Here is a 23,656-nt window from a genome sequence, read left to right as displayed (position 1 = left end):
GAGGAGGCTACGAATTCAATATCAGCCCGGCCGGGTCCGGCGACAGCTTGTGGTCGAGGACCAATGAGGCGGCGCCGATCGCGCCGACGTTGTCGCCAAGACGCGATCCGGACAATTCGACCTCGTGGATCGCGGTTGCCACAAAGCGGCGCTTCAGCACGGGGCCCAATCGGCGCAGGACGTGATCGGCTATCGGCGACCACATCGGGCCCCCGAAAATGACCTTGTCGAGATCGAGCATATTGGCGATGTCTTCGACTGCTCTGCCGAGTTTTCGCGCGGCATCGTCGACGATGCGTCGTGCGTGCGGGTCGTCCGCGTCCGCGAGCTTGCAAAGCTTTCGGTAGGCGACGTTGATCTCGCGCGGGTGTGCGGTTTCCGGTCGTGCGTCGATCAGCCCCGCGTCGACGGCTTGTCCGACAAGATAGCGAGGGCTCGTGGCAGCGCCGACGCAGTCCGCCCGGCCGCAGTCGCAGAGGGGGCCGTCCTCGCCGGAGCAGAGATGGCCGATCTCGCCGAGATTGTTGTGTGAGCCTTGGACGACGGCATTGTCGAGCACCAGCCCGGCGCCGATGCCCGTGCCGAGGTAGATGAACGCAAAACTGCCCGGGTCGCGCGAGCCGCCGAACCACAACTCGGCAACGGCCGCGGCGGTGGAGTCCTTGTTGAGGAGGATCGGCAAATGCGTTGCTTCGTACAGGGCCGATCGCAGCGGCACGGTAGTCCAACCCTGCAGCAGAGGAGGGCCCACGACGATCCCGTGTTCTTCGTCGATCGGGCCCGGTGAGGCGATGCCGATACCCAGGAGTTTCGATCGGGCGATGCCGGCGTCGGCGATCATCTTGTCGATGGCCCTCGCCATCAGACGCACGATCTTGTTCGGCGCGGGCGAGGCCGGCATATTGCGGCGGGCGCGGGCCACCACGGTTCCGCGCAGGTCCAGCAAGACGAACGTGATCACCGCCGGGTCGATGTGGATGCCGGCCGCGTAGAGCGTGCCGCCTTCCAGTTCGAGCACGATCCGGGGTTTTCCGGGTCCGCTCGAGGTCGTCCGGTCCTCGCGAATCAGCCGCTGGTCGAGCAGTCGCCGCGCGATGTTTGACACGGTCTGAGTCGTCAATCCGGTCGATTGTGCGAGCTCCGTGCGGCTCACGCCGTCCGCGGCGCGGCGGATGCTGTCGAGAATCACCGCCTGATTGAAGCCGCCGAGCTGCCCCAGATTCGATCCGCGCCTCATGCCATCATCCTTGTTTATCTAATTGTTGGGATAACTTTAGCCGCGAACATACCACCGGGTGGGCAAATGACACCGTCGCAATGGCGATTGCGTAATTCGTCCTCGTCCACGGTGCCCACCTGCGCGCCGACACTTCTATGGTTGTGTCAAGCGGTGATGTGTTCGAGGTTTCGGTAGATTTCTCGGGCTATGTAGCGTTTGAGGCTTCGGTGGATGTCGCGGTTGCTGGCGTCGTGGGTGGTGCGTTTGTCGCGGTATGCCTGGGTGGCGGGGTCGTGGGCGAGTCGGGTCATGGCGATGCGGTGGAGTGCTGAGTTGAGTTGCCGGTCGCCGTAGCGTGATAGCCGGTGTCGGGTGGTGTTGCCGGAGGATGCTGGTAATGGGGCGGTGCCGGCGAGTTTGGCGAATGCGGCTTCGGTGCGGATGCGGCCGTGGTGGGAGTAGGCGTTGAGGATTTTCGCGCCGTTGATGGGGCCGACGCCGTTGATGTCGAGGAGGGCTGGCGTGGTGTCGGTGATGATGGTGGCCAGGCGTTCTCGGTTGGCGGCGAGTTCGGCGGTGAGGTGGTGGATTTCTTTGGCTATGCGGCGGGCTTCGTCGCGGCAGGTGGTGGTGTCGAGGTCGTCGGTGGTTCGGGTTCGCCAGGCGGCGATGGTGGTGATTTGAGCGTTGGTGATGCCGGTGCGGGCGTCGATGCCGAGGTTGGTGTCGCGGCATAGCGCGGTGAGTGAGTTTTTCAGCCGGGTGCGGTGGGCGTCGAGGCGTAGGCGGGCGGCGAGGAGCACTGCCAGGGCGTGGCGGGCGCCTGGCGCGCGGGGTGTGATGAGCTGGTCGGTGTCGGTGCCCAGAATCCCGCGGGCAGCGGTGCGGGCGTCGATGTTGTCGGTCTTACCGGTACCGACTCGGCTGGTTTTGGCTGGTGGGCGCACTTCGGTCACTTGCAGGCCGGCGTCGGCCAGCAGGAGGGCCAGTTGGCGCCCGTAGGAGCCGGTTCCCTCGCAGGCGATCAACACGGTGCCGGTGACTTGGCTGATCCAGGTCAGGGCTCGGGCTAGTCCGGCCGGGTGGGTCGGGAACGTTTTCGTTTTCTCAATGCCGCCGGTGCGGGCGTTGACGAGGGCATAGGTGTGCGTGCGGGCGTGGGTGTCCACGCCGATGACATGATCGTAGGTGTCTGCGACGATAGTCATGATGGTTACGTCTCCTTCACGGTTCGTGACTGTCACGGTGCCGGTCTGGAAATAGTGTGTGGAGGCATCTCCTTTAAGGGCCACACCCCCACATACGGGGTGGGCATACTTCTATCAAGCCTTCGACACGGTCAGGCCGGCACCGGCCTCTTATCGTGGTCAAGTCGACGCAAAGACACCTCAACAGAGGGGCCGAGTGGTGGAGAGACACGCCACAAGAGACCAGTTACCAGCCTGCCAGCTAACAACCAGGCCAGCCACACACCAGTAAAGGAGTGGTGGCGAATGGCTGCGAAATCGCCGATTTCGCAGCCATTCGCCACCACTCGGCGCGGAGCAACGCGCGGCTGGGTGGAACGTGGCGGAGGGAGGCAGCCATTCGCCGCCACTCGATGGAGGAGGGGTCGGCCGGGCGCGTAATGTCGGAACTACGAAAGCATTACCGGCAGACAAAGGAAATGATGTCAGGCATAGTCGCAGCCCACGGCCCCTTCGATCCGGCTCTCGGTGACCGGATGCTCAGTCGGCTGGCTCACCGCGGTCCGCACGGCGTGGGCTCGACCCAGGTCGGCGACGCGTGGTTGGGAAGCCGGTACCTTTCGATCACCGATCCGCGGCACGGCGGCCAACCGATCGCCAGCGGCTCCGCCCACATGGTCGGCGACGGCGAGATCTACAATCACAATCGCATCCGCGCCCGCCTGGCCGACGTGCACTACGACTCCGATTCCGACTTCGAGGCCGCCTTGGCGCTCTTCGACGCGATCGGCCCGGCCGCGTTCGACCAGTTGTGGGGGACGTACGCGCTCGTCATGGCCGCAGATGACGGCCGGTTCGCGGTCGGACGCGACGTGCTCGGCATTGCGCCGCTCTATTGGGCGCGTCGCGGCGACACGACACTCTTTGCTTCCGAGATGAAGGCGTTCGACGCCGATTGGCGACCGCTGGTTGCGCCGTTCCCGCCCGGGCACGTCTGGACGCCGGACGACGGCCTTGTCGATTCGGGCGCCGAGCCGGCCGAGGTTCCGGTGCTGCTGCAAAGCCGCGCCCCCGAAGAGGAACCGCCGGCCTGGGTGTTCGACGCCGTCCGCGAGACGCTGGTCCGCGCGGTCGAACGGCGTCTGGACGCCGAGCCCGAGGTCGGCGTCCTGCTCTCCGGTGGCGTGGATTCGTCGATAGTGACGGCGATCGCCGCCCGGCGGGCACGCGAGAACGGTACCCGGTTGAAAACATTCGCGGTCGGTATGGAGGGAAGCGCCGATCTCGCGGCGGCTCGCGCCATGTCGGAGTTCGCCGGCACCGACCACTACGAGGAGATCTATACGGCCGACGACGCCATTGCACTGGTCCCCGACGTCATCGCCAGCCTGGAATCCTTTGACCCGACGCTCGTGCACAGCGCCGTGCCGAACCATCTCGTCTCGCAACTGGCATCCCGCCACGTTTCGATCGTGCTGGTCGGCGAGGGCGCGGACGAGCTGTTCGCGGGCTACAGTCATTACGGCCGGTACGAATCCGGGGTCGCCCTGCACGAGGAGCTCCTGGCCACCATCGCCGGCATGCATATCGGCGGGCTGCAGCGCGTCGACCGCGTCGCTGCGGCCAACGGCATGGAAACCCGATTGCCGTTCTTGGATCTGGACGTCGTGGAGTTGGCACTGGCACTTCCGCCCGGTTGGAAGCTCACCACGCCGGAGCGCGAGGCGAAATGGCTGTTGCGGCGTGCGTTCGACGGCTGGGTCCCCGGCGAAGTGCTGTGGCGTCCGAAGGAACAGTTCGGGCAGGGCACCGGCATGAACGACGTGCTGCGACGGCATTTCGGCGCCACCGTGAGCGACGACGAGCTCGCCCGGGACGCGCGCGAGCTCGAACCGCCGATCCGCACCCGCGAAGAACTCGCCTACTATCGCCTGTTCACCGAATCGCTGCCGGGCGTGAACGCGCAGACGACGGTCGGCCGCTTCGTCGAGGCGTAACCCGCATAGCCCGCGGCGCCTCGAATCGGCACTTAGTCGGCCAAGATCGATTCGGCAGTGTGCTGGTCCGTCACCAGCCGGTTGAAGTATCCGGCGCGCGCCGCCGCAGTAATTCCCTCGGACTTGTCCCGGCCGACGGCTGCCGCAATGGTGACCGGAACCCGGGCCAGTGCCTCCAGGCCGAGTGCGATCAGCCGATCGCTGCCGGGGTAGTCGACCGGGGAACCGCTCCTGTCGAAGAACCGCGTGCACATGTCGCCGACGGCGTCCTTGAGCGAAGCGGCGTCCATGGGCACGAACTCCGGGACCGATTCGCGTTTCAACGGTGGCGCGCCGACGCCGACAAGTGCGCATTCGGCCTTTTCCCACAGGGCCAGCACTCGCCGGATCACCGGTTCGGCGCGGAGCATACGCTCCAGATCCGGGCCCGGGAGAGCGGGCGCGTAGAGGAACCGCGGATGGCCGCCGATCTTCGCGGCAAGCGCCCGCGTGGTCTCGTTCGTTTGGAACCACGGATCCGGCGATTCTTGTCCGCCGACGGTTGGCGCCACCACCACGCCGGGAAACTGCGGGAGATTTTGTTGCGCGATCTCGTAGACGGTGCGCCCGGACGAGACCAGCAGGACGTCGCCGGCCAACAGGCCGACCTCGCGCAAGGCCCGTGACGCGGCGGGGGCCAAGGTCACGCCGATGACGGATTGGTGCTCATTGCCGTTCAGCGGCGCCGACAAGTACGCCTTGTCGATCTTCAGGAAATCGGCCAACCGCTGTTCCAGTTCCGCACGGTCGGTGTCGCGGGGCTCGTGGACTTCGATTTGCACGATCCCCGATCGCCGGGCCTCGGTCAGGAGCCGGCTCACGCTGGCCCGGGAGATTTTCAGTCGGTCGGCGATTTCGGCCTGGTTTGCGCCTTCGCGGTAGTACATCATGGCCGCGGTATAGAGGGCCGCCGAAGAATAGCGTCCCGCTTGTCCGCCGCCGTTTGCGGTCTCCATGGAGTCGTGCACCCCCTTAGTTTCTCATGAACTGTTGTTCTGGGCATCAAATTCGTGAACAAAAATACTGTACATGCGTGCAGATCACTTCTATAGTGAGAGCAATCACGTCCAACGGCGGAATGATGGCGATTAAGGAGCTCTCTTGTCACACGCGGCGTCCCGGCGGATGCGGACACTGATCATCAGTGGTGCCGTGATCGTCCTTCTCGTGGCCATGGGCTTCGGCACGAAGGTTCAAACGACCGCCGAAGCGAACAAGGCCAAACAACATGCGGCAACCCCGGCGAATTTCGCCAAGAAGCACTACTCGGCCGACATCGTGCCGGCAATTGAAAAGCGGGCAGTGCCGCTGCCGAAGGTGTCCAAGGCCATTGCCAAGGATCAAAAGGCGGCAGCCAAGAAATACGGCGTCATCGAGGGCACCTCCGCTCCGGTGTACTCCGTGACTCTCACGGGCAAGGCCGGCAAGGTCGACGGCACCGGCCGGATGAAGGTCACCGTCGCGGGACTGGCCAAGGGCGCCACCGCGTACGTGCAAATGGGCCCGGCCCTCAACGGCACGGCGATCCGTGATGCGTCCGGCACCGTGCATTTTCCGCAGTTCAAGAATCAGATCGCGTATCAAAACGTGGGTGCACAGCTGAACAACCAGGTCAAGAAGAAGGTGCTGGCCAAGGTCGACGCCAAAAAACTGGCCGGTAAGACGGTCACGGTGACCGGCGCATTCCAGTTCGTGAATCCTGCCGCATTCATGATCGTGCCGGTCAAGATCAAGGTCGGCAAATGAGCGCCGAGCCGGCTGCCCCCGCCGAGCGGACTACGCTGTTCCGGGCCATCGACGTCGAGAAGCGCTACGGCGGCGTGCATGCGCTCAAAGGCGTCACCTTCGAGATTTCCCAGGGCGAGGTCACCACGTTGTTCGGCGAGAACGGGGCCGGCAAGTCGACGTTGATGAAGATCCTTTCCGGAGTGGAACAGCCGACGTCCGGATCGCTTGAACTCGACGGCGAGATCGTCGAGTTCGCGTCCACCGTCGCCGCCCGGGATCACGGCGTGTCGATCATCCACCAAGAGCTGAGCCTGGCGCCCAACATGAACGTGCGCGACAACATCTTCATGGGACGCGAAATCCGAACGCGCTCCGGCGCCGTCGACTTCAAAGCCGAACATCGCCAGTCGCGCGAGCTCCTCGACCGTCTGGGCGAGGACATCGATCCGCTCACCCCGGTCGCCGATTTACGGCTCGGCCAGCAGCAGATCGTCGAGATCGCGCGGGCGCTGTCCGTCAACGCACGCATTTTGATCATGGACGAGCCGACGTCCGCCCTCAGCGCTGCCGAGGTCGAGGTGCTGTTCAAGGTGATCCACGACCTCACGGAGTCCGGCGTCTCGATCGTGTACATCTCGCACCATCTCGAAGAGGCTCTGCAGGTGACCGACGTGGCGGTCGTCCTGCGCGACGGCGCGATAGTGGCGCAGGACGACGTGTCCAACGTCGATCTCGATTGGATAGTCACGCGCATGGTCGGGCGGAATTTCGACCTCGGGTCGCCGCCCGACGCCGTCGAGTCCGACCGGGTGGCCTTGCGGATCGCCGACGTGCAGGTCGCCGATCCGACGAATCCGGAGCGGCTGGCGGTGGACGGCGTGTCGATCGACGTGCACGGCGGCGAGATCGTCTGCATTTACGGGCTGATGGGCGCAGGACGCACCGAGATGCTCGAAGCGCTCGCGGGCCGCTCGCCGCTAGTCGGCGGTGACGTTTTTCTCGAAGGCAAGTCCTTGGCCGGGCGGTCCATCGCCGAACGTATCCGGCTCGGTCTGGGCCTCGTGCCCGAAGATCGCCAGCGCGACGGCCTGGTACAGACCATGTCGGTCGGGCGAAACCTCTCGCTGGCGAGCCTGGGCGCGCTGGTGAAGAATTCGCTGTTGTCGAAGTCGGCCGAACATCGGCTGGTCAGCCGCGGTATCTCAAGCGTCGGCGTCAAGACGTCCGGCGAAGGGGCCGCGATCGGCGCGTTGAGCGGCGGAAACCAGCAAAAGGTCGTGATCGGCAAGGTGCTTGTCACCGACCCGAAAGTATTCCTGCTCGACGAACCGAGCCGCGGAATCGACGTCGGCGCGAAAGCCGAAGTCTTCGGCCTGCTTGCCGAATTGGCCGGTAAGGGCCTTGCCGTTTTGTACTCCACCTCGGAAGTCGGAGAAGCATTGAGTATTGCGCACCGGGTGATAGTGATGCGGCGGGGCAGGATCTCCGCCGAATTCGACGCCGCGACGGCAACCAAAGAACAAGTCATGGCCGCCTCGGGCGAGGCGGTCGCCGGCACGACGAACGGAATCGAGCCATGAGCACAGCGGAACGGACGGCCAAGAACTCCGGACGGACGTCGTCCGGCTTCGACATCGGAAAGATCTTGCTGGAGGGGCGAGCGTTCTTTGCGCTGCTCGTCATCATCATCATCTTTTCGTTGCTGTCGCCAAACTACTTCACCGTCAACAACTTGCTGGTGATGTCCCAGCATGTCGCGACGTTCGCCTTCCTGGGGATCGGGATGCTGCTGGTCATCCTCAACGGCGGCATCGACCTGTCGGTGGGGTCGACGGTCGGCTTGTCCGGCGTGGTGGCCGGGTACCTGCTACAGGGCGTGCACCTGCCGGCATTCGGCGTCACGTTGTACCCGGCCGTGTGGGTCGTCGTACTGTGCGCCGTCGCGGTGGGCGCACTGGTCGGCGTCATCAACGGCGTACTGGTGTCGAAGTTCGGCGTCGCGCCGTTCGTTGCCACCCTGGGCATGCTGTACGTGGTGCGCGGCGCGGCGCTGCTGATCACCGACGGCAAGACCTATCCCAACCTGCAAGGCAAGGAATCGCTCGGCAACACGGGGTTCAACCACGTGGGATTCGATTCGTACCTCGGCATTCCGATCGGCGTGCTGATCATGGTGGTGCTGGCGATCATCGGCAGCATTCTGCTGAACAAGACCTCGTTCGGCCGGTGGCTGTACGCCTCGGGAGGCAACGAACGCGCTGCCGAGCTTTCCGGCATACCGATCAAAAACGTGAAGATCAGCGTATACGTGATCTCCGGGATCTGCGCGGCGTTCGCCGGCGTCGTGATCGCCTCCGAGCTCACGTCGGCCAATCCGACCACCGGCGACACCTTCGAGTTGACGGCCATCGCGACGGTCGTCATCGGCGGAGCCAGTTTGATGGGCGGCCGCGGCAACATCCGCGGCACCCTGGTCGGAGCATTCGTGATCGGCTTCCTGTCCGACGGGCTGGTCATCATCGGGGTCTCGGAGTACTGGCAGATGGTCTTCACCGGTGCCGTGATCGTGTTCGCCGTCATGCTCAACCGCGTCCAATACCGGTCCAAGAAGGCCAAGTCCCGGCAGACTCCGACCGCCGGAGATCTCGGGGCGGACCCGGCCGGCGGAGAAGTCGACCTGGAGAGGAAGGAGGTCGGCTCATCACCGTCTGCCGGGTGATCGAACTCAGCACGGCTCCCAACACCATTCGGCTACGTACCACGTGAAAGGACTAACGATGTATCGAAAAATTGGAGTGATGCTCACGGCCGCTGCCGTGGTCATCGGAATGTCAGGATGCGGCGGCTCGTCATCGGATTCGAGCAGTAAGGACTCGGCGAGCAAGGACTCGAAGGGCGGCCTCATCTCGCTGATCACGAACGACCCGGCCAACCCGTTCTGGTCGGCCGAGGCCGACGCCGTCAAAGCCGAGGGCAAGAAGCTTGGTTACAAGGTCAGCGTGACGGCTCACAAGGGCGATACCAAGAAGGAAAGCGACCTCGTCGACTCGGCCATCACCAAGGGGTCGAAGGCGATCTTGCTCGACCCGGCCAACGCCAACGGCTCGATCGGCGCCGTCAAGAAGATCGTGAAGGCCGACATTCCGGTGTTCTTGGTCAATGCCGAGATCAACAAGCAGGGCCTGGCCAAGGCCCAGCTCGTGTCCAACAACGCTCAGGGTGCCGCGCTCGGCGCCAAGCAGTTCGTCAAGGCGATGGGCGGCAAGGGTAAGTACGTCGAGTTGAAAGGACCGTCGTCCGACAACAACTCGGCGACCAGGTCGAACGGGTATAAGACCGTGCTGTCGCAGTACCCGAAGATGAAACTCGTCGAAACCCAGGTCGCCGGATGGGATCAGAAACTCGGCCATGACAAGATGCAGTCGATCTTGCAGGCACATCCGGACATCGACGGCGTCCTTTCCGGAAACGACACGATGGCGCTCGGCGCGATTGCGGCGTTGAAGGAAGCCGGAAAGCTCGACAAGGTGGTAGTCGGCGGTTTCGACGGGATTCCGGACGCTGCCGACGCGATCAAGGCCGGCAGCCAGGATTACACGGTGCTCCAGCCCGTCGTCGAATTCTCCAAGAAGGCGGTCGACGAAGCCGATAAGTATCTCAAGACCGGTAAGACCGGAGCGCCTCAAGAAAAGCAGTCGTTCGATTGCTCGTTGATCACGAAGAAGAACATCGGCAAGTACAAGGACTTCCAACTGAAGTAACCTGCTAGCCGACCGTAAAGCGCCCCGCCGCGTATAGCCCGCGCCGTCATGACGGCGCGGGCTATACGCGGCGGGGCGCTTTACGAGACGGGACGAGAACCGGCTAGGGGATGAGGACGATTTTGCCGCGCGTCCGCCGGCGCTCGACTTCGGTGTACGCGTCGCGTACCCCGTCGAGCGGATAGGTCGCCGCTATCGGTACCTCGAGTCGTCCGGCGGCGACGGCGTCCGCAAGATCCCGGAGCACGTCGGCAGTCGCGGCAGCACTGTGGCCCACCACCCGGGCGCCCTTATCCCCGGCCGCGAAATCCGCGATGCTGGCAATGCGGGACGGCGTGATGCCGAGTTCGAATCCGAGCTCGACGTATCCGCCGCCGTGCGTGTCGAGCAGCGCATCGATCGACGCACCGGCAGCGGCATCCCGGACCCGGTCGGCAAGTCCTTCGCCGTGATAGTCAACAGGGATCACGCCAAGCCCTTGCAACCACTCGTGGTTGTCCGGGCTTGCCAGACCGATCACCCGGGCGCCCGCGTTGAGAGCCAGCTGGCTCGTCAACGACCCCGTGCCGCCGGCAGCCGACGAGATGACTACCGTGTCGCCGCTTCGAATGTCGGTCGCGTCGACCAGCGCGCGAGCGGACGTGCCGGCGACGAACAGTGCGCCGGCGACTTCCCACGCCACTGCTGCCGGCTTGCGAATGAGCTGCGAGTCCTCCACGGCGACGAATTCCGCGTGGCTGGCGCGTTCGTTGGTGAAGCCAATCACTTCGTCCCCGACGGCAAAGTCCGTGACGTCCGTTCCGACGGCCGTGATGACGCCCGCAAGATCGCTGCCCTCGCCTTCGGGAAACTTCGCCGGGAATTGGGCGTCGAGGGCGCCGGAACGAATCGTCGTCTCACCGGGGTTGATGCCGGCGGCCTTCACACGCACGATCACTTGATGATGCCCGGCCTCGGGATCGTCGACCTCGCGAACCTCGAGAACGTCCACGCCGCCGTACTTGTCGAATTTCACAGCTTTCATGCCTGAGGGAACCCAGGCCCGAGATGGCGTATTCCCGTGCCGGGCCGCGCCGGGCGGTACCGGCTTGCGGCGTCAGTCGCGAATCCGGACGGCGGTCTCGCGCAGGTACTGGTCGACTCGGGTGTACGCGTCGCGGGTCAGGGCCTTCCACAACTCGGTGGCGAGGCGGGGATTTTCGTCTTCGAGCTTGGCCAGGTTGTCCGCCTCCAGCACCATGAGTTCGACCGGGCCGTCGGCCTTTTCCGTCGTTTCTTGTCTGTCTTCGCTGCCGAGTGCCAACTCGCCGAACGTCATGCCGGCGCTCAACGTGCTCAGCCGGATCCGTTTGCCGTCCGGACCCGTCGTCAGCGTGAGAATCTGACCGGAAACGATGAAGAAGATGCCGCCGAATCGTTGCCCGACCCGTCGGACGATTTCACCGTCGTCGTACCGCCGGCGTTCCATCAACTTGGCAAGTTCGGCGATGTCGGCCGGATCCATCGGGCTCAGGGCGGGGGAGGCGGCGACCGAGACAGTGGCCGGAAGGTTCAGTCCCGCACCGTGGATGGCGAGCAGGCGGTCTTCGCAGTGTTCGACGGCCGCCGTGCGCGTGCGGAACGTGGGAACTGCGTGCCCCGAGTTGTTCAGCGCGTCCGCTAAGCTTCCTTCGCCGTCGATGAGGAGGAGCTCGCGGTGTTCGTCGGCCAGAGAAGCAGCCAAACGTTGGAACATCGTCAGGGCAACCGCGCCGACGTCGTCGACGCGGCGAACGTCCAGCACGACGAATTCAACCGATGAGTCGAGACCGCTGACCTCACGCACCATCGATTCGGTGCCGGCGAAGATGAGGTCGCCGGTCAGCTCGATCACTTGCGCCCGATTGCCGAATTCGAGCAGCAGCGCGGCACCTTCATCGGTGCGTCTGATGCCGGACGGCGCGTGGGTAATGTCGTAGGAGGCACGAATTGCGCTGCGTCCGGGACGAGCCGAACGCACGAAATGCATTTCCATGTCATGGGAGAGCCGTTCGCTGACGGCAACGCCGCGCACGCTATTGCCGTGATGGTCGAGCGGCGGCGAGTACACGGCGAGACCGACCTCGCCGGGCAGGACGGCAATGATGCCTCCGCCGACGCCGGATTTCGCCGGCATACCGACACTGGCCACCCAGGAACCCGCATCGTCGTACATTCCGGACGTCATCATGACCGACAGGACCCGTTCGACCGGGCCGATGTCCATGGCCTGCACACCCGTCACCGGGTTGGTGCCGCCATTGGCCAGTGTTGCCGCCATGATGGACAGGTCTCGGCAGGTCACCTGCACCGAGCATTGCCGCAGATAGTTCTTCAACACAGCGGTCGGGTCGCCCTCGATGATGCCGTATGAACTGAGCAAATAGGCAAATGCGTGATTACGGTCGCTGATTTTGATCTCGGCATCGACGGCATGCTTGTCGATGGTCAGATGGCGTCCCGCGAATTCCGAATACGTTCGGACGATTCGCTTGATCGCGGACTTGCCGCCCGACCCCTTGATCAGCCCGGTGGCGGCTAGTGCGCCGGCGTTCACCATGGCGTTGGGCGGACGGCCGCTGGACTTCGTCAACGACACTTCGTTGAACGGGTCTCCGGAGGGCTCCACATCGACCTTCTCGTCGACGGCGTCCATCCCGAGATCCGCCAGCGCGAGGCCGTACGTGAATGGCTTCGATATCGATTGGATGGAAAACTCGCTCGCCGTGTCGCCAACCTGATACACGTAGCCGTCCGCCGTGGCCAGGCAGATGCCGAATTGACTGGGATCGGGGTCGGGCGTTCCGGGCCCGGCCGAATACGGCGTGCCGCCGGTGAGTGAGGCGATGTCGGCGTGCAGCGCGCGCAGATAGCTGTCGAGCGGCGATTCCATCCCTTAAGCGTATGGAAGATCCACGGCTTGGGCGAGAGCGGGTTTCGACTTGTCACCACCGACGACGCCTTCCCGACAACGAAATGCACGAGTATCGACACTGTGCGACCTACGCGAACTACGCCAAAACGGTGAAGAGCGTCGCCCGTTTACGGGCGACGCTCCTGAACCACCGCGCGCAGCGAGGGCATAAACGCAGTATCGGACCCAATATCGGGGGGATTAAGGTTGTCGATACCTTATCGCGTTCTCATGCATAGCTTTACCTTTTAGGTCTGCATTATGCAAGTCCGACATGCTCATTGGCCGCGGCAGATGTTGTCCGGCTAAAGCGAGACCTCGATGAGTGTGGGGCCGGTAACCTGCCCGGCACCGTCGAAAGCGGCATTGAGCTCCTCCATCGTGGTGGCCCTGTGGCCCGGCACCCCCATTGCGCCGGCGAGCTGAACCCAGTCGATCTGAGGATTGGACAAGTCCATCAGACTTTCCGCCCGCGGCCCCCCGAAGTCCGCTTGAACGCCCTGCATCTCGTTTCGCAGGATTTGATACTTGCGATTGGAAAATACGAGCGTCGTGATGTTGAGGTTCTCCCGAGCCTGTGTCCACAGGGCTTGCGGCATATACAGTCCGGAGCCGTCACTTTCCAACGTGATCACTTCTCGGTCCGGGCAGGCGGTGGCTGCGCCGATGGAATTCGCCATGGCATAGCCGATCGATCCGCCGGTGCCGACGAGATAGTCGTGCGGCCGCGCCGTCGCCGTCCTTGCGTAAAAGCTTCTGCCCGTCGTGATCGACTCGTCGACGACTATGCCGTTGTCCGGAATTCGCACGGCGAGGAAATCAGCGAGCTTGTCGCCGTCGATGGACCCTGTCGGCATCTCCGGCACGTCGAGCTCGGCTCGGATCGGCAAGTAGGACGACGCGCCGAGTTCACCGGCCAGCGCCTCGAGTGCTGCGCGGGCATCCGTCCGGTCGGTGGCGAGTTCCTGGATGCGAGTGCCCGGAGCAAATTCTTCACTCGGCTTATCCGGATAGGCGAAGAAGGAAACCGGCGGCTTCGTGCCGACGAGGATCAGGTTCTTGAAGTCCTTGAGGAACTCGACCGCGGCCGGAACGGGGTAGGGAATCCGCTCCACCGGCACCCTACCGGCTCCGCGTTTGGTCACGGCCGTGTTGTTCAGCATGAGCACGCGCGCGCCCGTGGCGGCGGCGATCCGTCCGGCGGTATCGAGCGTGTCGGTGTCCCGAGTCGCGTCCGTCGACACAATCAGCCCTGTCGGTTCGCCGGTGCGGAGAATTTCGGCAACTGCGCGCACTTTCGCGTCGTCGACCGGCTGCGGGCGGGTCAACACCGCGTCGGGCAACGGCGCGTCCGCGATCGGCTCGGACCACGAGGTGTCCGCGGGAAGGATCAATGACGCGACGCCGCCCGGCGCCGTTCGTGCCGCAGTGATGGCCGCAGCGGCGTCCGTGGCAATGGCATCCGCCGTCGGCGATGCCCGTACCCACGAACTGAACGGGCGGGCAGCTCCCTCGATATCGCTGGTCAACGGCGCGTCGTATTGCCGGTGATAGGTCGCATGGTCGCCGATGATGTTGACGATCGGGGAGCGCGCTCGAAGTGCATTGTGCAGGTTCGACATACCGTTCGCCAGACCGGGCCCCAGGTGTAGCAAGGTTGCCGCCGGCACCCCGGTCATCCGTGCATATCCATCGGCCGCGCCCGTGACCACGCCCTCGAAGAGGCCCAGCACGCATTTCAAGTCGGGGGAACGATCCAGTGCGGCCACAAAATGCATTTCCGACGTTCCCGGATTGGCAAAGCACACCTGCACGCCGTTCTTGGTCAGGGTCGAGATCAGCCGGTCAGCCCCGTTCATTCGATACCTTCTCTCATTTGAGCCACCTGTTCGTGAATTGACGGCGTCGGCGTCACCGCAATTGCCCGCACGCCTCGTCAATGCGCCGGACGGCGTCACGCAAGACGGATTCGTCGCTGGCAAACGACAAACGCACATGGGTGCCGGACCCGAAGGCGGAGCCGGGGATCACCGCCACCCGTCCGGCGTCCAGCAGGAAGTCGGCGAAATCGACGTCGGACGTAATCGCGTTCCCATCCGGCGTCGTCGTGCCGAAATAACCGCTGACATCGACGAAAGCATAAAACGCGCCGTCCGGCCGCGAGCACTCCAGACCCGGGATGCGGGCGAGCCCGTCGATCAGAAGGTCGCGACGCCGCCGGTATTCACTCACGAACGCGGCGACGCTGTCTTGCGGTCCCTCGAGCGCTTCCACCGCCGCGGCTTGGGAAATACCGCTCGCCGCGGACGTCGATTGGCTGATGACGGCGGCCGCGGCAGTCACCAGCTCGGCCGGCCCCACGCCCCAGCCGATCCGCCAGCCCGTCATGGCATACCCCTTGGAGACGCCGCTGATCGTCAAAGTACGCTCACGCAGTTCGGGGGCGACGCCGAGCATGGGCGTGTACGCGGCATCGTCGTACACGAGGTGCTCGTAGATATCGTCGGCGAGCAGCCACACGTGCGGGTGCTTTGCGAGTACCGCCGCAATCGCGCTCAGCTCGTCTCGCCCGTAAACGGCGCCCGAGGGATTGCCCGGAGAATTGAGCATGAGCCAACGCGTCTTGTCGCTGATGGCATCGTCGAGATCGGCCGGATCGAGAATGAAACCGTTCGCGGCCGGGCAATCGACCACTACTGGCACTGCCTGCATCATGCGGACGATGTCGACGTAGTTCGTCCAGTACGGCGCAGGCACGATCACCTCGTCGCCGGGCCGCAGCGTGGCAAAGAAGGCGCAAAAGATCATCATCTTGGCCCCGTTGGTCACGGCAACTTCGGGTCTGTCGAAGTGTAGGCCGGTCGCTCGGAGGTACTTCGCGATGATCGCGTCCTTGAGCGCCGGGGTCCCGTCCATCGGGGGATAGTGGGTGTCGCCGTCGTGGATTGCCGCGATCGCGGCGTCCCCGATGTTGCTCGGTGTGTCGAAATCCGGCTCGCCCACGTGCAGGCCGACGACGTCGACGCCGCCGCGCTTGAGCGCGTTCACTCGTGTCATCATGCGCGAGATGGCCGAGGCTCCGACGTGGTCGAGGCCCTTGGAGGTCACCAATGAAGTCATAGTCGTCTCCCTTGCTGTCCGGTCGACGCAGAGTGCGCGAGACGGAGCGCCGGCTCGACTTCCGGCACAAACTTGCGATCGCCACTGTGAGATGGGCGCCCGCCGCGGCGCTGATCGTCTCGTCTAGTTGCCGGCCGCTATATCGAACGCTAGCAGGGTCATTGCGAAAAGGAGCGTCGCCGGTCTCCGGCGACGCTCCTTCTAGCTCCGCGCGCAGCGGGGCACGAACTCGATTCCATTGCTCCCCACGATTATGGGGGGAGTGGCGAGCAACGAATATTTATCGCGTTCATCAGTATAGAGCCGCGCACGATGCAATCGTGACGCGATTTAATCGGCGAGCCTGAATTATTGGCTCCGATTTCGTACAGCCGACATAAACTTCGAATACGTTACAGGATATAGGAATGAAGTCAGCGATTGCATAAATAGTCAAACAGCCTAAATGTGCCAGTGCCTAGACAGCTCTAATCGCCAATCGTGACGCAAAAAATGTGAATTGTTGAAAAAATGTGACCGAAATTTTGCACACCGTCGGGGGTAGCGAAAAGGTATTGAACTGTACCTGAAACTCATGCGTGGAAACGCGTCTTGCCGCGAGATGGCGGTGCTAGCATCGGTTCGACAATCGCCCGGTAGCAAGCACTCAAGATTGTTAGGTGTATGTTGTCCCATGAATATTATGCATCATGGTCCGACTCGAGTTTGTTGGAATCAGTGCGAGGCGGCAATGTCGAGGCCATCGGCGAAATCTTTCTCCGTTACCGTGCGGTTGCTCGTCGAATCGCATCGCGCGTAGCCGACGATTCCGGCGATGTCGACGACATCGTCAGCGAGGCATTCGTTCGAATTATTGCTGCCTTGCGAAATGGCAAGGGACCGACGGAAAATTTGGCCGGCTACCTTTCAATCACAATTCGTCGCGTGCACATCGATTTCGCTAAGACCGGGCAGTGGTCGATACCCGTGAGCGATCTGGAATTGCACGCACGTCCCGTTGAGTTCTTCGATCCAGTTATCGCAGCTTCTGACCTGGCCTTGGCGGAAAAGGCACTGTCCGCGCTTCCCGACCGCTGGCAGCGGGTGCTGTGGCTGGTTGACGTGGACGGCTTGTCGCCGGCGCAAGCCGGATTGATTCTGGATATCGCTCCCAATGCCGTGTCCGCGTTGGTCAGGCGAGCACGGATCGGTCTGAAAAAGGAATACTTGCAGGCGTACATGCCGGTGGCCCCGACAGACGACTGCCGATCGTTGACGGCAGACATCAGCCAATACGTGTTGGGCAGTGGGTCGCTGCGTTCGCGCCGGCGGGTGGAATGTGATCTGTCCAGCTGCTCGCGGTGCGCGGCAGTCGTTGCGGAACTACGCGAGCTCGGCGTGAATCGCGGTTTGCTCGTACTGCTGTTCGTCCCGTTCTTCGTTGGCTGGGAAGTTTCACTAGCGAAGATCGGAGGTATCGGGAAGGCTGCGGCCCTTGCGGTGGGCGAATCGCTGGCCTCCTCCTGGAAGGTGGTTCGCGCCTGGGTCGCCGTACACACCTCGGCGGTCGTGGCGACCGGCGCCGGGCTGTCGATCGTTGCGGGCGGCGCCGGCCTTGTCTTTCCCGGGGGTGACGAGGCTGCCCGGCCAGGAGTTCGGCAGCAGTCGATGGCCGGCTCGATGGAGACCTCGCCTTCGACCTGGCCGTACCCCACCCGCCCGGACGCGGAGACACGAGGATTCGAGCGCGACCGGACGTCGGGTAATGGGCGGCCCGGAGGAGACGGACGTGACGACGCCCCGGAGAGCGCACGTCCGGGCGTGAGCGCATCGGCGGCACCGATCCCGACCGTCCCGGGTGCGACAGCGACTCCGACGAACCGAGCTCCCGATCAGACCCGGTCGGCGAGTCCGGCGCCGACGGTAACCCCGATTACTCCGCCGCCGTCGACACCGACCACGAGCCCGGCATCCCCAACCCCGCCCGCGAGCACGCCTCCATCGACGCCCGCGCCGCGCGAGACGCAATCAACCCCTGCGCCGACCCGAGAGGATGCGCCGACCCAAAAGTCGCCGCCGACCCAAGAGCCGGCCCCGACAGCCGACCCGGGGCCGCCGTGGTTCTGCCGGGCGCACCGTGCCGCACATCGATACGGCCACTGGCGGTGTCATTGCTATCGATATGCCGGCTGGCACTGTCACTGAGGGAGCGGCTTCGACCCGCACTTACGCGCCGGACGGCGGGCCGACCTCGCCCGAGCCGCGCGCAATGAGCCGGGTGGGAATCGTGAGGGCTCGGGCCGGCGCGTCGGCCCGGTTGATCCTGTCGAAAAGAAGGCCGGACGCCGTCTCGCCGATCCGCCTGGCCTGTTGCGCGATCACCGTCAAAGCGGGGTCCGGCAAGTCCGCGTATTCAACATCGTCGAAGCCGATGAGAGCGCCGCGTTCGTCCGGATGGTCGCGTCGGCGCAGCAGCTGCCGAAGCGTAATCGTCGCGTTCCCCGTCACTATGGCGGTCGGCCCGCGTTCGTCGGTCGCCCAGCCGGGCGTGACCCGGGAATCCGCCGGGGCCATGTGCACGTATTCGGTGGACAGGCCAAGGGCGTTCAAGGCACTGAGGAAACCGTCCAAGCGCTGCCGCGCCGTCCAAAACCCCGGATCGTCGCCAATAAAACCGATGCGGCGGTGACCATGGTCGAAAAGATGCCGGACGGCGTCCCTGGTTCCACCGCCGTTGTCCGAAACCACGGAGTCGATGGCGCCATTGCTCGGCGGCCGGTCGACGAAGACGCACGGCAGACCCCCGACGAGCTCATTGGTGATCGACACGTCGTCCGCGGCAGTCGGGGCCACGAGGAGGCCGTCGACCCGGCGTAGCACGAAGGCGCGGAGCAGCGAATAGAACCTGTGCGATTCGCCGGCCGCCGATCCGGTCAACAGCAAGTAGTCATGATGCTGCACTGTCCGTTGCACCGAGGTGAGCAGCTCGCCGTAAAACGGTCCGGCCAGATCCTCGGTGACGATGCCGAGGCTCGCGCTCGACGTGCCTTGGCGCAACAGCCGTGCCCCGTCATTCCTGCGATACCCGAGCTGCTCGGCGGCATCCAGCACAAGAGCGACAGTGTCGTCGCGCACCGTCTGCTCGCCGTTGATCACGCGCGAGACTGTCTTTTGCGAGACCCCGGCACGTCGCGCGACGTCGTGCATCGTCGCCCAACGCTTGTCCGTCATTACTTGGCCCACCCGATGTCTTGTGGTTTGGCGGTCTTCCAGCCGGCGGGCCCGTAGTTGGCAAGCCCCTTTTCCACAGCCACTGTCTTGGGGGAGGCGTACAGCGGCAGCCGGCCGACTTCGCGCAAGGCCCTGGCTTCGGCCTTGTTGGCCAAGCGGATGGACTTCTTCGCGTTCGGGATAGTCGTCGACTTGTGCATCATGGCGTCGATGGTGGCATTGCCGATCTTGCTGTCGTTGCCGGCCGACGTGCTGCAATACAGTTGGCAGGACGTCGCGTAGCCGTACGGATCGCTGACCGACCAGCCCATGGTGAGAATGTCGAACGATCCCGAGTTGGCAGTTTTGGAGAAGTCGGACGACGGCCGGTTGTCGATGATCATTTTCAGTCCGGCCTTCTTCGACATGGCTTGTTGGGCGCGGGCCAGCGCACTGCTCTTCGGGGAGTCGCCGAACGTGACGTAGGTGAATTCGGCGACCTGGCCGCCTTTGTGGAAGTAGCCGTCGTCGCCGATCTGCCAGCCGTGGGACTTCATCAGCTTCTTGGCTTTCGCTGTGTCGTGCCTGAGCCACTTCATGTTGTTCTCATAGGTCGGCATCCACGGGTACATGACAAGCGAGCCGGCGGGCTTTGCCTTCCAATCCATTCCCTGGAAGCTGATCTTCGCCAACTTTGTGCGGTCGGTGGAAAAGGCGAATGCCCGGCGGGCATATTTGAGCTTGAACAACTCGCTGTCCTGGCCGATGGTGTAGAGCGTGACAGCCGTGCCGAAGCCCCGACGGATCATCACATTGTCGATGTCGGCGATTTGCCCCAGGTTGTCGGCGTCGCTTATCTCGGTCGCGTCGATTTCGCCGTTTTGGAAGGCGTTGATTGCCGCCTGGTCTTCCATTTGCCGGTACACGACCTTGTCGAGCTTGGGCTTGTCGCCCCACCACGACTTGTTGCGCACCAGGGTGATCTGCGACTTGCTGTGGCTTTGCACCGTGAACGGGCCGGCACGCAGCGCGCTGCGCGGATCGTCGACCCAGCCCTTCTTGTAAAACGTCGGGTCGAGATTCTTCGGGTTTTCGAGCGTTTGAAAGATCGCCTGGTAGGGGTAGAAGGGCTTGTCGAACGTGACGACGGCGATGTTCGGCGTCTTGCCCTTCGTGACGCTTTTGATGTTTTTGTAGCCATCGGTCGATTGCGGGTTGTACTTTTTGGTTTTGCCGCTTTGCGTCAGCCAGGTGGTCTTGAACGCTTTCCACGTGATCGGATCGCCGTTGTTCCAGTGTGCCCGCGGGTTGAGGGTGTATTTGACGGTCTCGGGGCTCGTGTCGACCAGCTTGGCGGATTGGAGAAAGTCCGTGTTCGGCGATGGCTTCCCGCCGACCGTGAAACTCCAGAGGTGCGGCATCGTCCATTTGTCGATGTCGCCGACCGATGCATAGGCGCCGTCAACGCTGAAACCGTTGAAGTTGGCGGGCATGTCTCCGGTCGGCAAGGTGAGAGTGCCGCCGTTCTTGACGTCGGAACGCTTCTGCGGGTTGTCGTATCGGTGCCCCACCTTGGGCATCGGCAGGGGAGAGGTGCCGGCCGGGACGCCGGACGCCGGCTGGGCTTTCGTCGACGCGCTTTGCTGATCCGAGCCTCCGCCGCACCCGGCCAAGAAGACGAGGGAGACGGCACATGCGGTGGCGAGAGTTTTGCGGAAATTCATACGACTGACTCCTGGTGGCACTGCCGGAACGCGGAAGATTTCCAGTCGGCGCCGGATGGGGATAGAAATGTGCGGACAACAAAATGACTACGTAATCATTGAGATTAAAAGTGTCACAGGTCACACTCACGGTCAAGAACCGGGTAATATCGGACGCATTCTGTCAGCCTGGTCGCTGCCCGCACCGGACGGAGCGACTTCGACGAAGGGCATGTCATGTCGGATCAGACGATCCGTCTGTTGGTGGGAACAACGAAAGGCGCTTTCGTCATCGACGGTGACGCCGATCGCGCTCAATGGAATGTTCGCGGGCCGTACTGCGACGGGTGGCCTATCAATCACGTCATCGGCGACCGCGCTGCCGGTACGATGTGGGCCGCTGGTGGCGGCGACTGGTCGGGAGCCGGAGTTTGGCGGTCGGACGATGACGGCCGGACATGGGAACTGACCAAATTGACGAGCGGCCAGATGGACGAGTGGGCCGCCGGGGACCCCGGCTTCGCCGAGTCCATCGGCTGGGTGGACGAGCCGACTCCGTTCGGCAATGACTTTTCCCAGGTGTGGTCGCTCGGCCGCGCGGGTGGAAAGCTCTATGCGGGGACGAAGCCCGCGACATTGCTCATGAGCGACGACGATGGAGCGACGTGGGAGACCGTCAAAGGGTTGACGAATCACCCATCGGCGCCCGAGTGGGGACCCGGCGCTGCAGGATTGGTTCTTCACACGATCGTTGCCGACCCCGAAGATCCGGAGAAGATGTGGGTGGCGATTTCCGCTGCCGGGGTCTTCGCCACCGAGGACGGCGGGGCGACCTGGCACCGCCGCAACGATCTTGCCGATTCCGACGCCGGAGAAGGCAATGCTCATCCGGCAGCGGCATCCGACGGTCACACGGGGTTTTGCGTGCATCACGTCGAACGGTCCAATGCCGAAGGCCATCCGCTCTACCAGCAAAATCATGACGGCGTGTGGTGCTCGGGCGACGGTGGTCACAGCTGGCGCGACGTCACGGCGGGCCTGCCGTCCAGGTTCGGCTTTCCGCTCTGGGTGCACCCTCGCGACGGACGAACGATTTGGACAGTGCCGCTCAACGGCGACACCGAAGGCCGGTACCCGCCGTCCGCGGCCGCCGCGGTGTGGCGCTCACGGGACGGCGGTACGTCGTGGGCGGACCAGCGCACGGGCCTGCCGCAGAAGGCGTGCTACTTCACGGTGCTCCGGCAAGGGATGAGCGGCGATCAGCAAGACCCCGCAGGGGTGTACTTCGGCACGAACTCCGGGTCGGTGTTCGCCAGCCGCAACGAGGGCGAGACGTGGGACGAGATCGCCCGGCACCTGCCTTGTGTCCTGTCCGTCGAAGTTCTTGAAAGCGAACCGCAACTGTAGCCGCTCTGGCTAGGGCACCCGGCAGTAAGTAGTTCGTCCAGAATGCCATACGCGTCGTCGCTCTGCGATGGACAAACAGAAAGGCGGCTTTCGCTGAGTCAGACGGTCACCCGGCGAATGCCTTGTCGACGGCGTCGGCGAATTCGCTCATCGAGATGAACTCCATTTGGTACGACCATTCGTCGGACGGCTCGGGAGTGGCGCCCCATCCCGGGCGATCGTGACGCCGATTGATCCAGACGGAGGCTAAACCTTCCCGCTTTGCGGGGGCGTGGTCGTGGAACAGGCTTTGGGCTACGTGCAGCAGAGCGGCGTGGTGTACGCCGAGCTCGGCACGGAGAGTTTCCAGTGCGCGAAAGTGGTTCTCGGCAGGTTTATACGCACCAACATCTTCGGCAGTGATGACGGCGGCGAAATCGCCACGCAATAACGTGTTGCTGGCGGCGAATCCGGTCCGGTGGACATTGGACAGGACGATGAGCTTGTAGTGAGCGGCCAACCGCGCCAATGCTTCAGCCGAATCAGGGAATGCCGGCCAATTCGGCACCGAATGTCCCAGACGACCGGCCCATTCATCATTGACGACGTGACCGAGCTTGTCGCCCGTGCGCCGAAACGCGGTAGCTAGCACGTCCGGATAGAGCAGGGTCGGCTTTTCGCGAGCGACGGCCGCCTCGTTATCGGCATACGCGAGGAGAAGTTCCTCCGTCGTGAGATCCAGGCCCTGCTCACTTGCCCACGGTGCAAGTACGTCGGCGATGCCGGCTTCCCAGTCGATCAGCGTGCCGTAACAATCGAAGCTGAGCGCCTCGAATCGCGTGAGATCAAGGTCGGTCATGGGAGCAGCCTACTGACCATCTCCGCCGCCCGATGTCGGGCCGCGGGTGAAGCGGGCAAGCAATCGCCCAATCAGCAGGACGACGCCGGAAGCCACAAGGACGAGCGGCGCTACGATGATGATTCCGACCATGAAAAGACCGGTTTCGTCTTCCGACGACCACCACAGATATAAGGTGACGATCGTCGAGACGGTCGCGATCGCCACTAACGTGAAATAGTGCCGCTTTGAACGTGGGGCGAGGATGCCGGATATCAAACACCCTAAGGCGACTGTAACGAACCAGAGCACGGACATGGCGTTACTCGCGTAACCGCCGTCCCACGAAACCCACGCCGACCATGCCAGCGCCGGGCTGAGCAGCACGAGAGCGTACGCAGCCGCCGTACGCATTGGGCGAGTCTTCCACCCGTCCGGCGTACCCGAGGTCGCGGTCATAAGGTCAGTGTAGTGAGGGCTAAACTTCCTAGGTGAGAGCGAGGCGTACTGCCTTGCTCTCATTTCCGGCAGAAGTCTCACCTGCCCCCATGAAAGGC

At 63.7% G+C, this 23,656-nt stretch carries 18 protein-coding genes; 7 read left to right on the top strand and 11 right to left on the bottom strand.

All coding sequences use genetic code 11. The annotated features are described in order from the left end of the window. Positions 1–7: 7 nt before the first annotated feature. Positions 8–1,237, bottom strand: coding sequence for an ROK family transcriptional regulator (locus tag BJY26_RS17565; RefSeq protein WP_179429472.1), 1,230 nt, complete (start codon positions 1,235–1,237; stop codon positions 8–10). A 146-nt stretch (positions 1,238–1,383) separates the two neighbouring features. After that, on the bottom strand, positions 1,384–2,427 hold the full coding sequence (locus tag BJY26_RS17560; RefSeq protein ID WP_179425479.1) for an IS110 family RNA-guided transposase: 1,044 nt from the start codon (positions 2,425–2,427) through the stop codon (positions 1,384–1,386). 458 nt (positions 2,428–2,885) lie between these two features. Between BJY26_RS17560 and BJY26_RS17555 the strand changes: the two genes are divergently transcribed. After that, entirely contained in the window at positions 2,886–4,403 is a 1,518-nt protein-coding gene (locus BJY26_RS17555; RefSeq protein ID WP_237249185.1) for an asparagine synthase-related protein, read from the top strand. 32 nt (positions 4,404–4,435) lie between these two features. Here BJY26_RS17555 and BJY26_RS17550 read toward each other — a convergent pair whose 3' ends face one another. After that, positions 4,436–5,398, bottom strand: coding sequence for a sugar-binding transcriptional regulator (locus BJY26_RS17550; protein ID WP_179429471.1), 963 nt, complete (start codon positions 5,396–5,398; stop codon positions 4,436–4,438). 145 nt (positions 5,399–5,543) lie between these two features. Between BJY26_RS17550 and BJY26_RS17545 the strand changes: the two genes are divergently transcribed. Genes BJY26_RS17545 through BJY26_RS17530 form a run of 4 tightly spaced genes read left to right on the top strand, consistent with a single transcriptional unit; the run spans position 5,544 to position 9,931 of the window. Beyond that, positions 5,544–6,188, top strand: coding sequence for a DUF2291 family protein (locus tag BJY26_RS17545; RefSeq protein ID WP_179429470.1), 645 nt, complete (start codon positions 5,544–5,546; stop codon positions 6,186–6,188). After that, positions 6,185–7,750, top strand: a complete 1,566-nt coding sequence (locus BJY26_RS17540; protein ID WP_179429469.1) for a sugar ABC transporter ATP-binding protein — start codon at positions 6,185–6,187, stop codon at positions 7,748–7,750. The genes BJY26_RS17545 and BJY26_RS17540 overlap by 4 nt, the downstream gene beginning before the upstream one ends. Further along, complete coding sequence (locus tag BJY26_RS17535) at positions 7,747–8,889, top strand: ABC transporter permease (protein WP_179429468.1); 1,143 nt, start codon at positions 7,747–7,749, stop codon at positions 8,887–8,889. Before BJY26_RS17540 ends, BJY26_RS17535 begins: the two co-directional genes overlap by 4 nt. Positions 8,890–8,947: 58 nt before the next feature. Further along, positions 8,948–9,931: a D-ribose ABC transporter substrate-binding protein gene (locus BJY26_RS17530; RefSeq protein WP_179429467.1), complete on the top strand. Its 984-nt coding sequence runs from the start codon at positions 8,948–8,950 to the stop codon at positions 9,929–9,931. A 103-nt stretch (positions 9,932–10,034) separates the two neighbouring features. On the opposite strand, the gene BJY26_RS17525 is transcribed toward BJY26_RS17530, so the two are convergent. The 4 genes from BJY26_RS17525 to BJY26_RS17510 form a co-directional block, all read right to left on the bottom strand. Then, positions 10,035–10,946, bottom strand: a complete 912-nt coding sequence (locus BJY26_RS17525) for an NADP-dependent oxidoreductase (protein WP_218852489.1) — start codon at positions 10,944–10,946, stop codon at positions 10,035–10,037. 81 nt (positions 10,947–11,027) lie between these two features. Continuing rightward, positions 11,028–12,842, bottom strand: a complete 1,815-nt coding sequence (gene glsA / locus BJY26_RS17520) for a glutaminase A (protein WP_179429465.1) — start codon at positions 12,840–12,842, stop codon at positions 11,028–11,030. A gap of 326 nt (positions 12,843–13,168) precedes the next feature. After that, complete coding sequence (locus tag BJY26_RS17515; protein ID WP_179429464.1) at positions 13,169–14,722, bottom strand: acetolactate synthase large subunit; 1,554 nt, start codon at positions 14,720–14,722, stop codon at positions 13,169–13,171. A 52-nt stretch (positions 14,723–14,774) separates the two neighbouring features. Then, positions 14,775–15,983, bottom strand: a complete 1,209-nt coding sequence (locus tag BJY26_RS17510) for a pyridoxal phosphate-dependent aminotransferase (RefSeq protein WP_179429463.1) — start codon at positions 15,981–15,983, stop codon at positions 14,775–14,777. Positions 15,984–16,646: 663 nt separating this feature from the next. Here BJY26_RS17510 and BJY26_RS17505 point away from each other — a divergent pair. Continuing rightward, a complete protein-coding gene (locus BJY26_RS17505) occupies positions 16,647–18,167 on the top strand; it encodes a sigma-70 family RNA polymerase sigma factor (protein ID WP_237249186.1) in 1,521 nt (506 codons plus the stop codon). A 21-nt stretch (positions 18,168–18,188) separates the two neighbouring features. Here BJY26_RS17505 and BJY26_RS17500 read toward each other — a convergent pair whose 3' ends face one another. Together BJY26_RS17500 and BJY26_RS17495 are read right to left on the bottom strand one after the other, a co-directional pair. Continuing rightward, positions 18,189–19,193 (bottom strand): LacI family DNA-binding transcriptional regulator, encoded by a 1,005-nt coding sequence (locus tag BJY26_RS17500; RefSeq protein ID WP_218852488.1) that lies wholly within the window; start codon positions 19,191–19,193, stop codon positions 18,189–18,191. Further along, positions 19,193–20,896 (bottom strand): ABC transporter family substrate-binding protein, encoded by a 1,704-nt coding sequence (locus BJY26_RS17495; protein WP_179429461.1) that lies wholly within the window; start codon positions 20,894–20,896, stop codon positions 19,193–19,195. Before BJY26_RS17495 ends, BJY26_RS17500 begins: the two co-directional genes overlap by 1 nt. Before the next feature lie 216 nt (positions 20,897–21,112). Here BJY26_RS17495 and BJY26_RS17490 point away from each other — a divergent pair, with 216 nt between their 5' ends. Then, complete coding sequence (locus BJY26_RS17490; RefSeq protein ID WP_179429460.1) at positions 21,113–22,282, top strand: WD40/YVTN/BNR-like repeat-containing protein; 1,170 nt, start codon at positions 21,113–21,115, stop codon at positions 22,280–22,282. A 106-nt stretch (positions 22,283–22,388) separates the two neighbouring features. On the opposite strand, the gene BJY26_RS17485 is transcribed toward BJY26_RS17490, so the two are convergent. After that, positions 22,389–23,120: an HAD-IA family hydrolase gene (locus BJY26_RS17485; protein ID WP_179429459.1), complete on the bottom strand. Its 732-nt coding sequence runs from the start codon at positions 23,118–23,120 to the stop codon at positions 22,389–22,391. Positions 23,121–23,129: 9 nt separating this feature from the next. Next, entirely contained in the window at positions 23,130–23,558 is a 429-nt protein-coding gene (locus BJY26_RS17480; protein ID WP_179429458.1) for a hypothetical protein, read from the bottom strand. Positions 23,559–23,656: the final 98 nt, after the last annotated feature.

This window comes from Spelaeicoccus albus, from assembly GCF_013409065.1.
Classification (GTDB): Bacteria; Actinomycetota; Actinomycetes; order Actinomycetales; family Brevibacteriaceae; genus Spelaeicoccus; species Spelaeicoccus albus.
The sequence above is the reverse complement of the archived record's forward strand: the minus strand, read 5'-3'. Positions and strand labels throughout refer to the sequence as shown.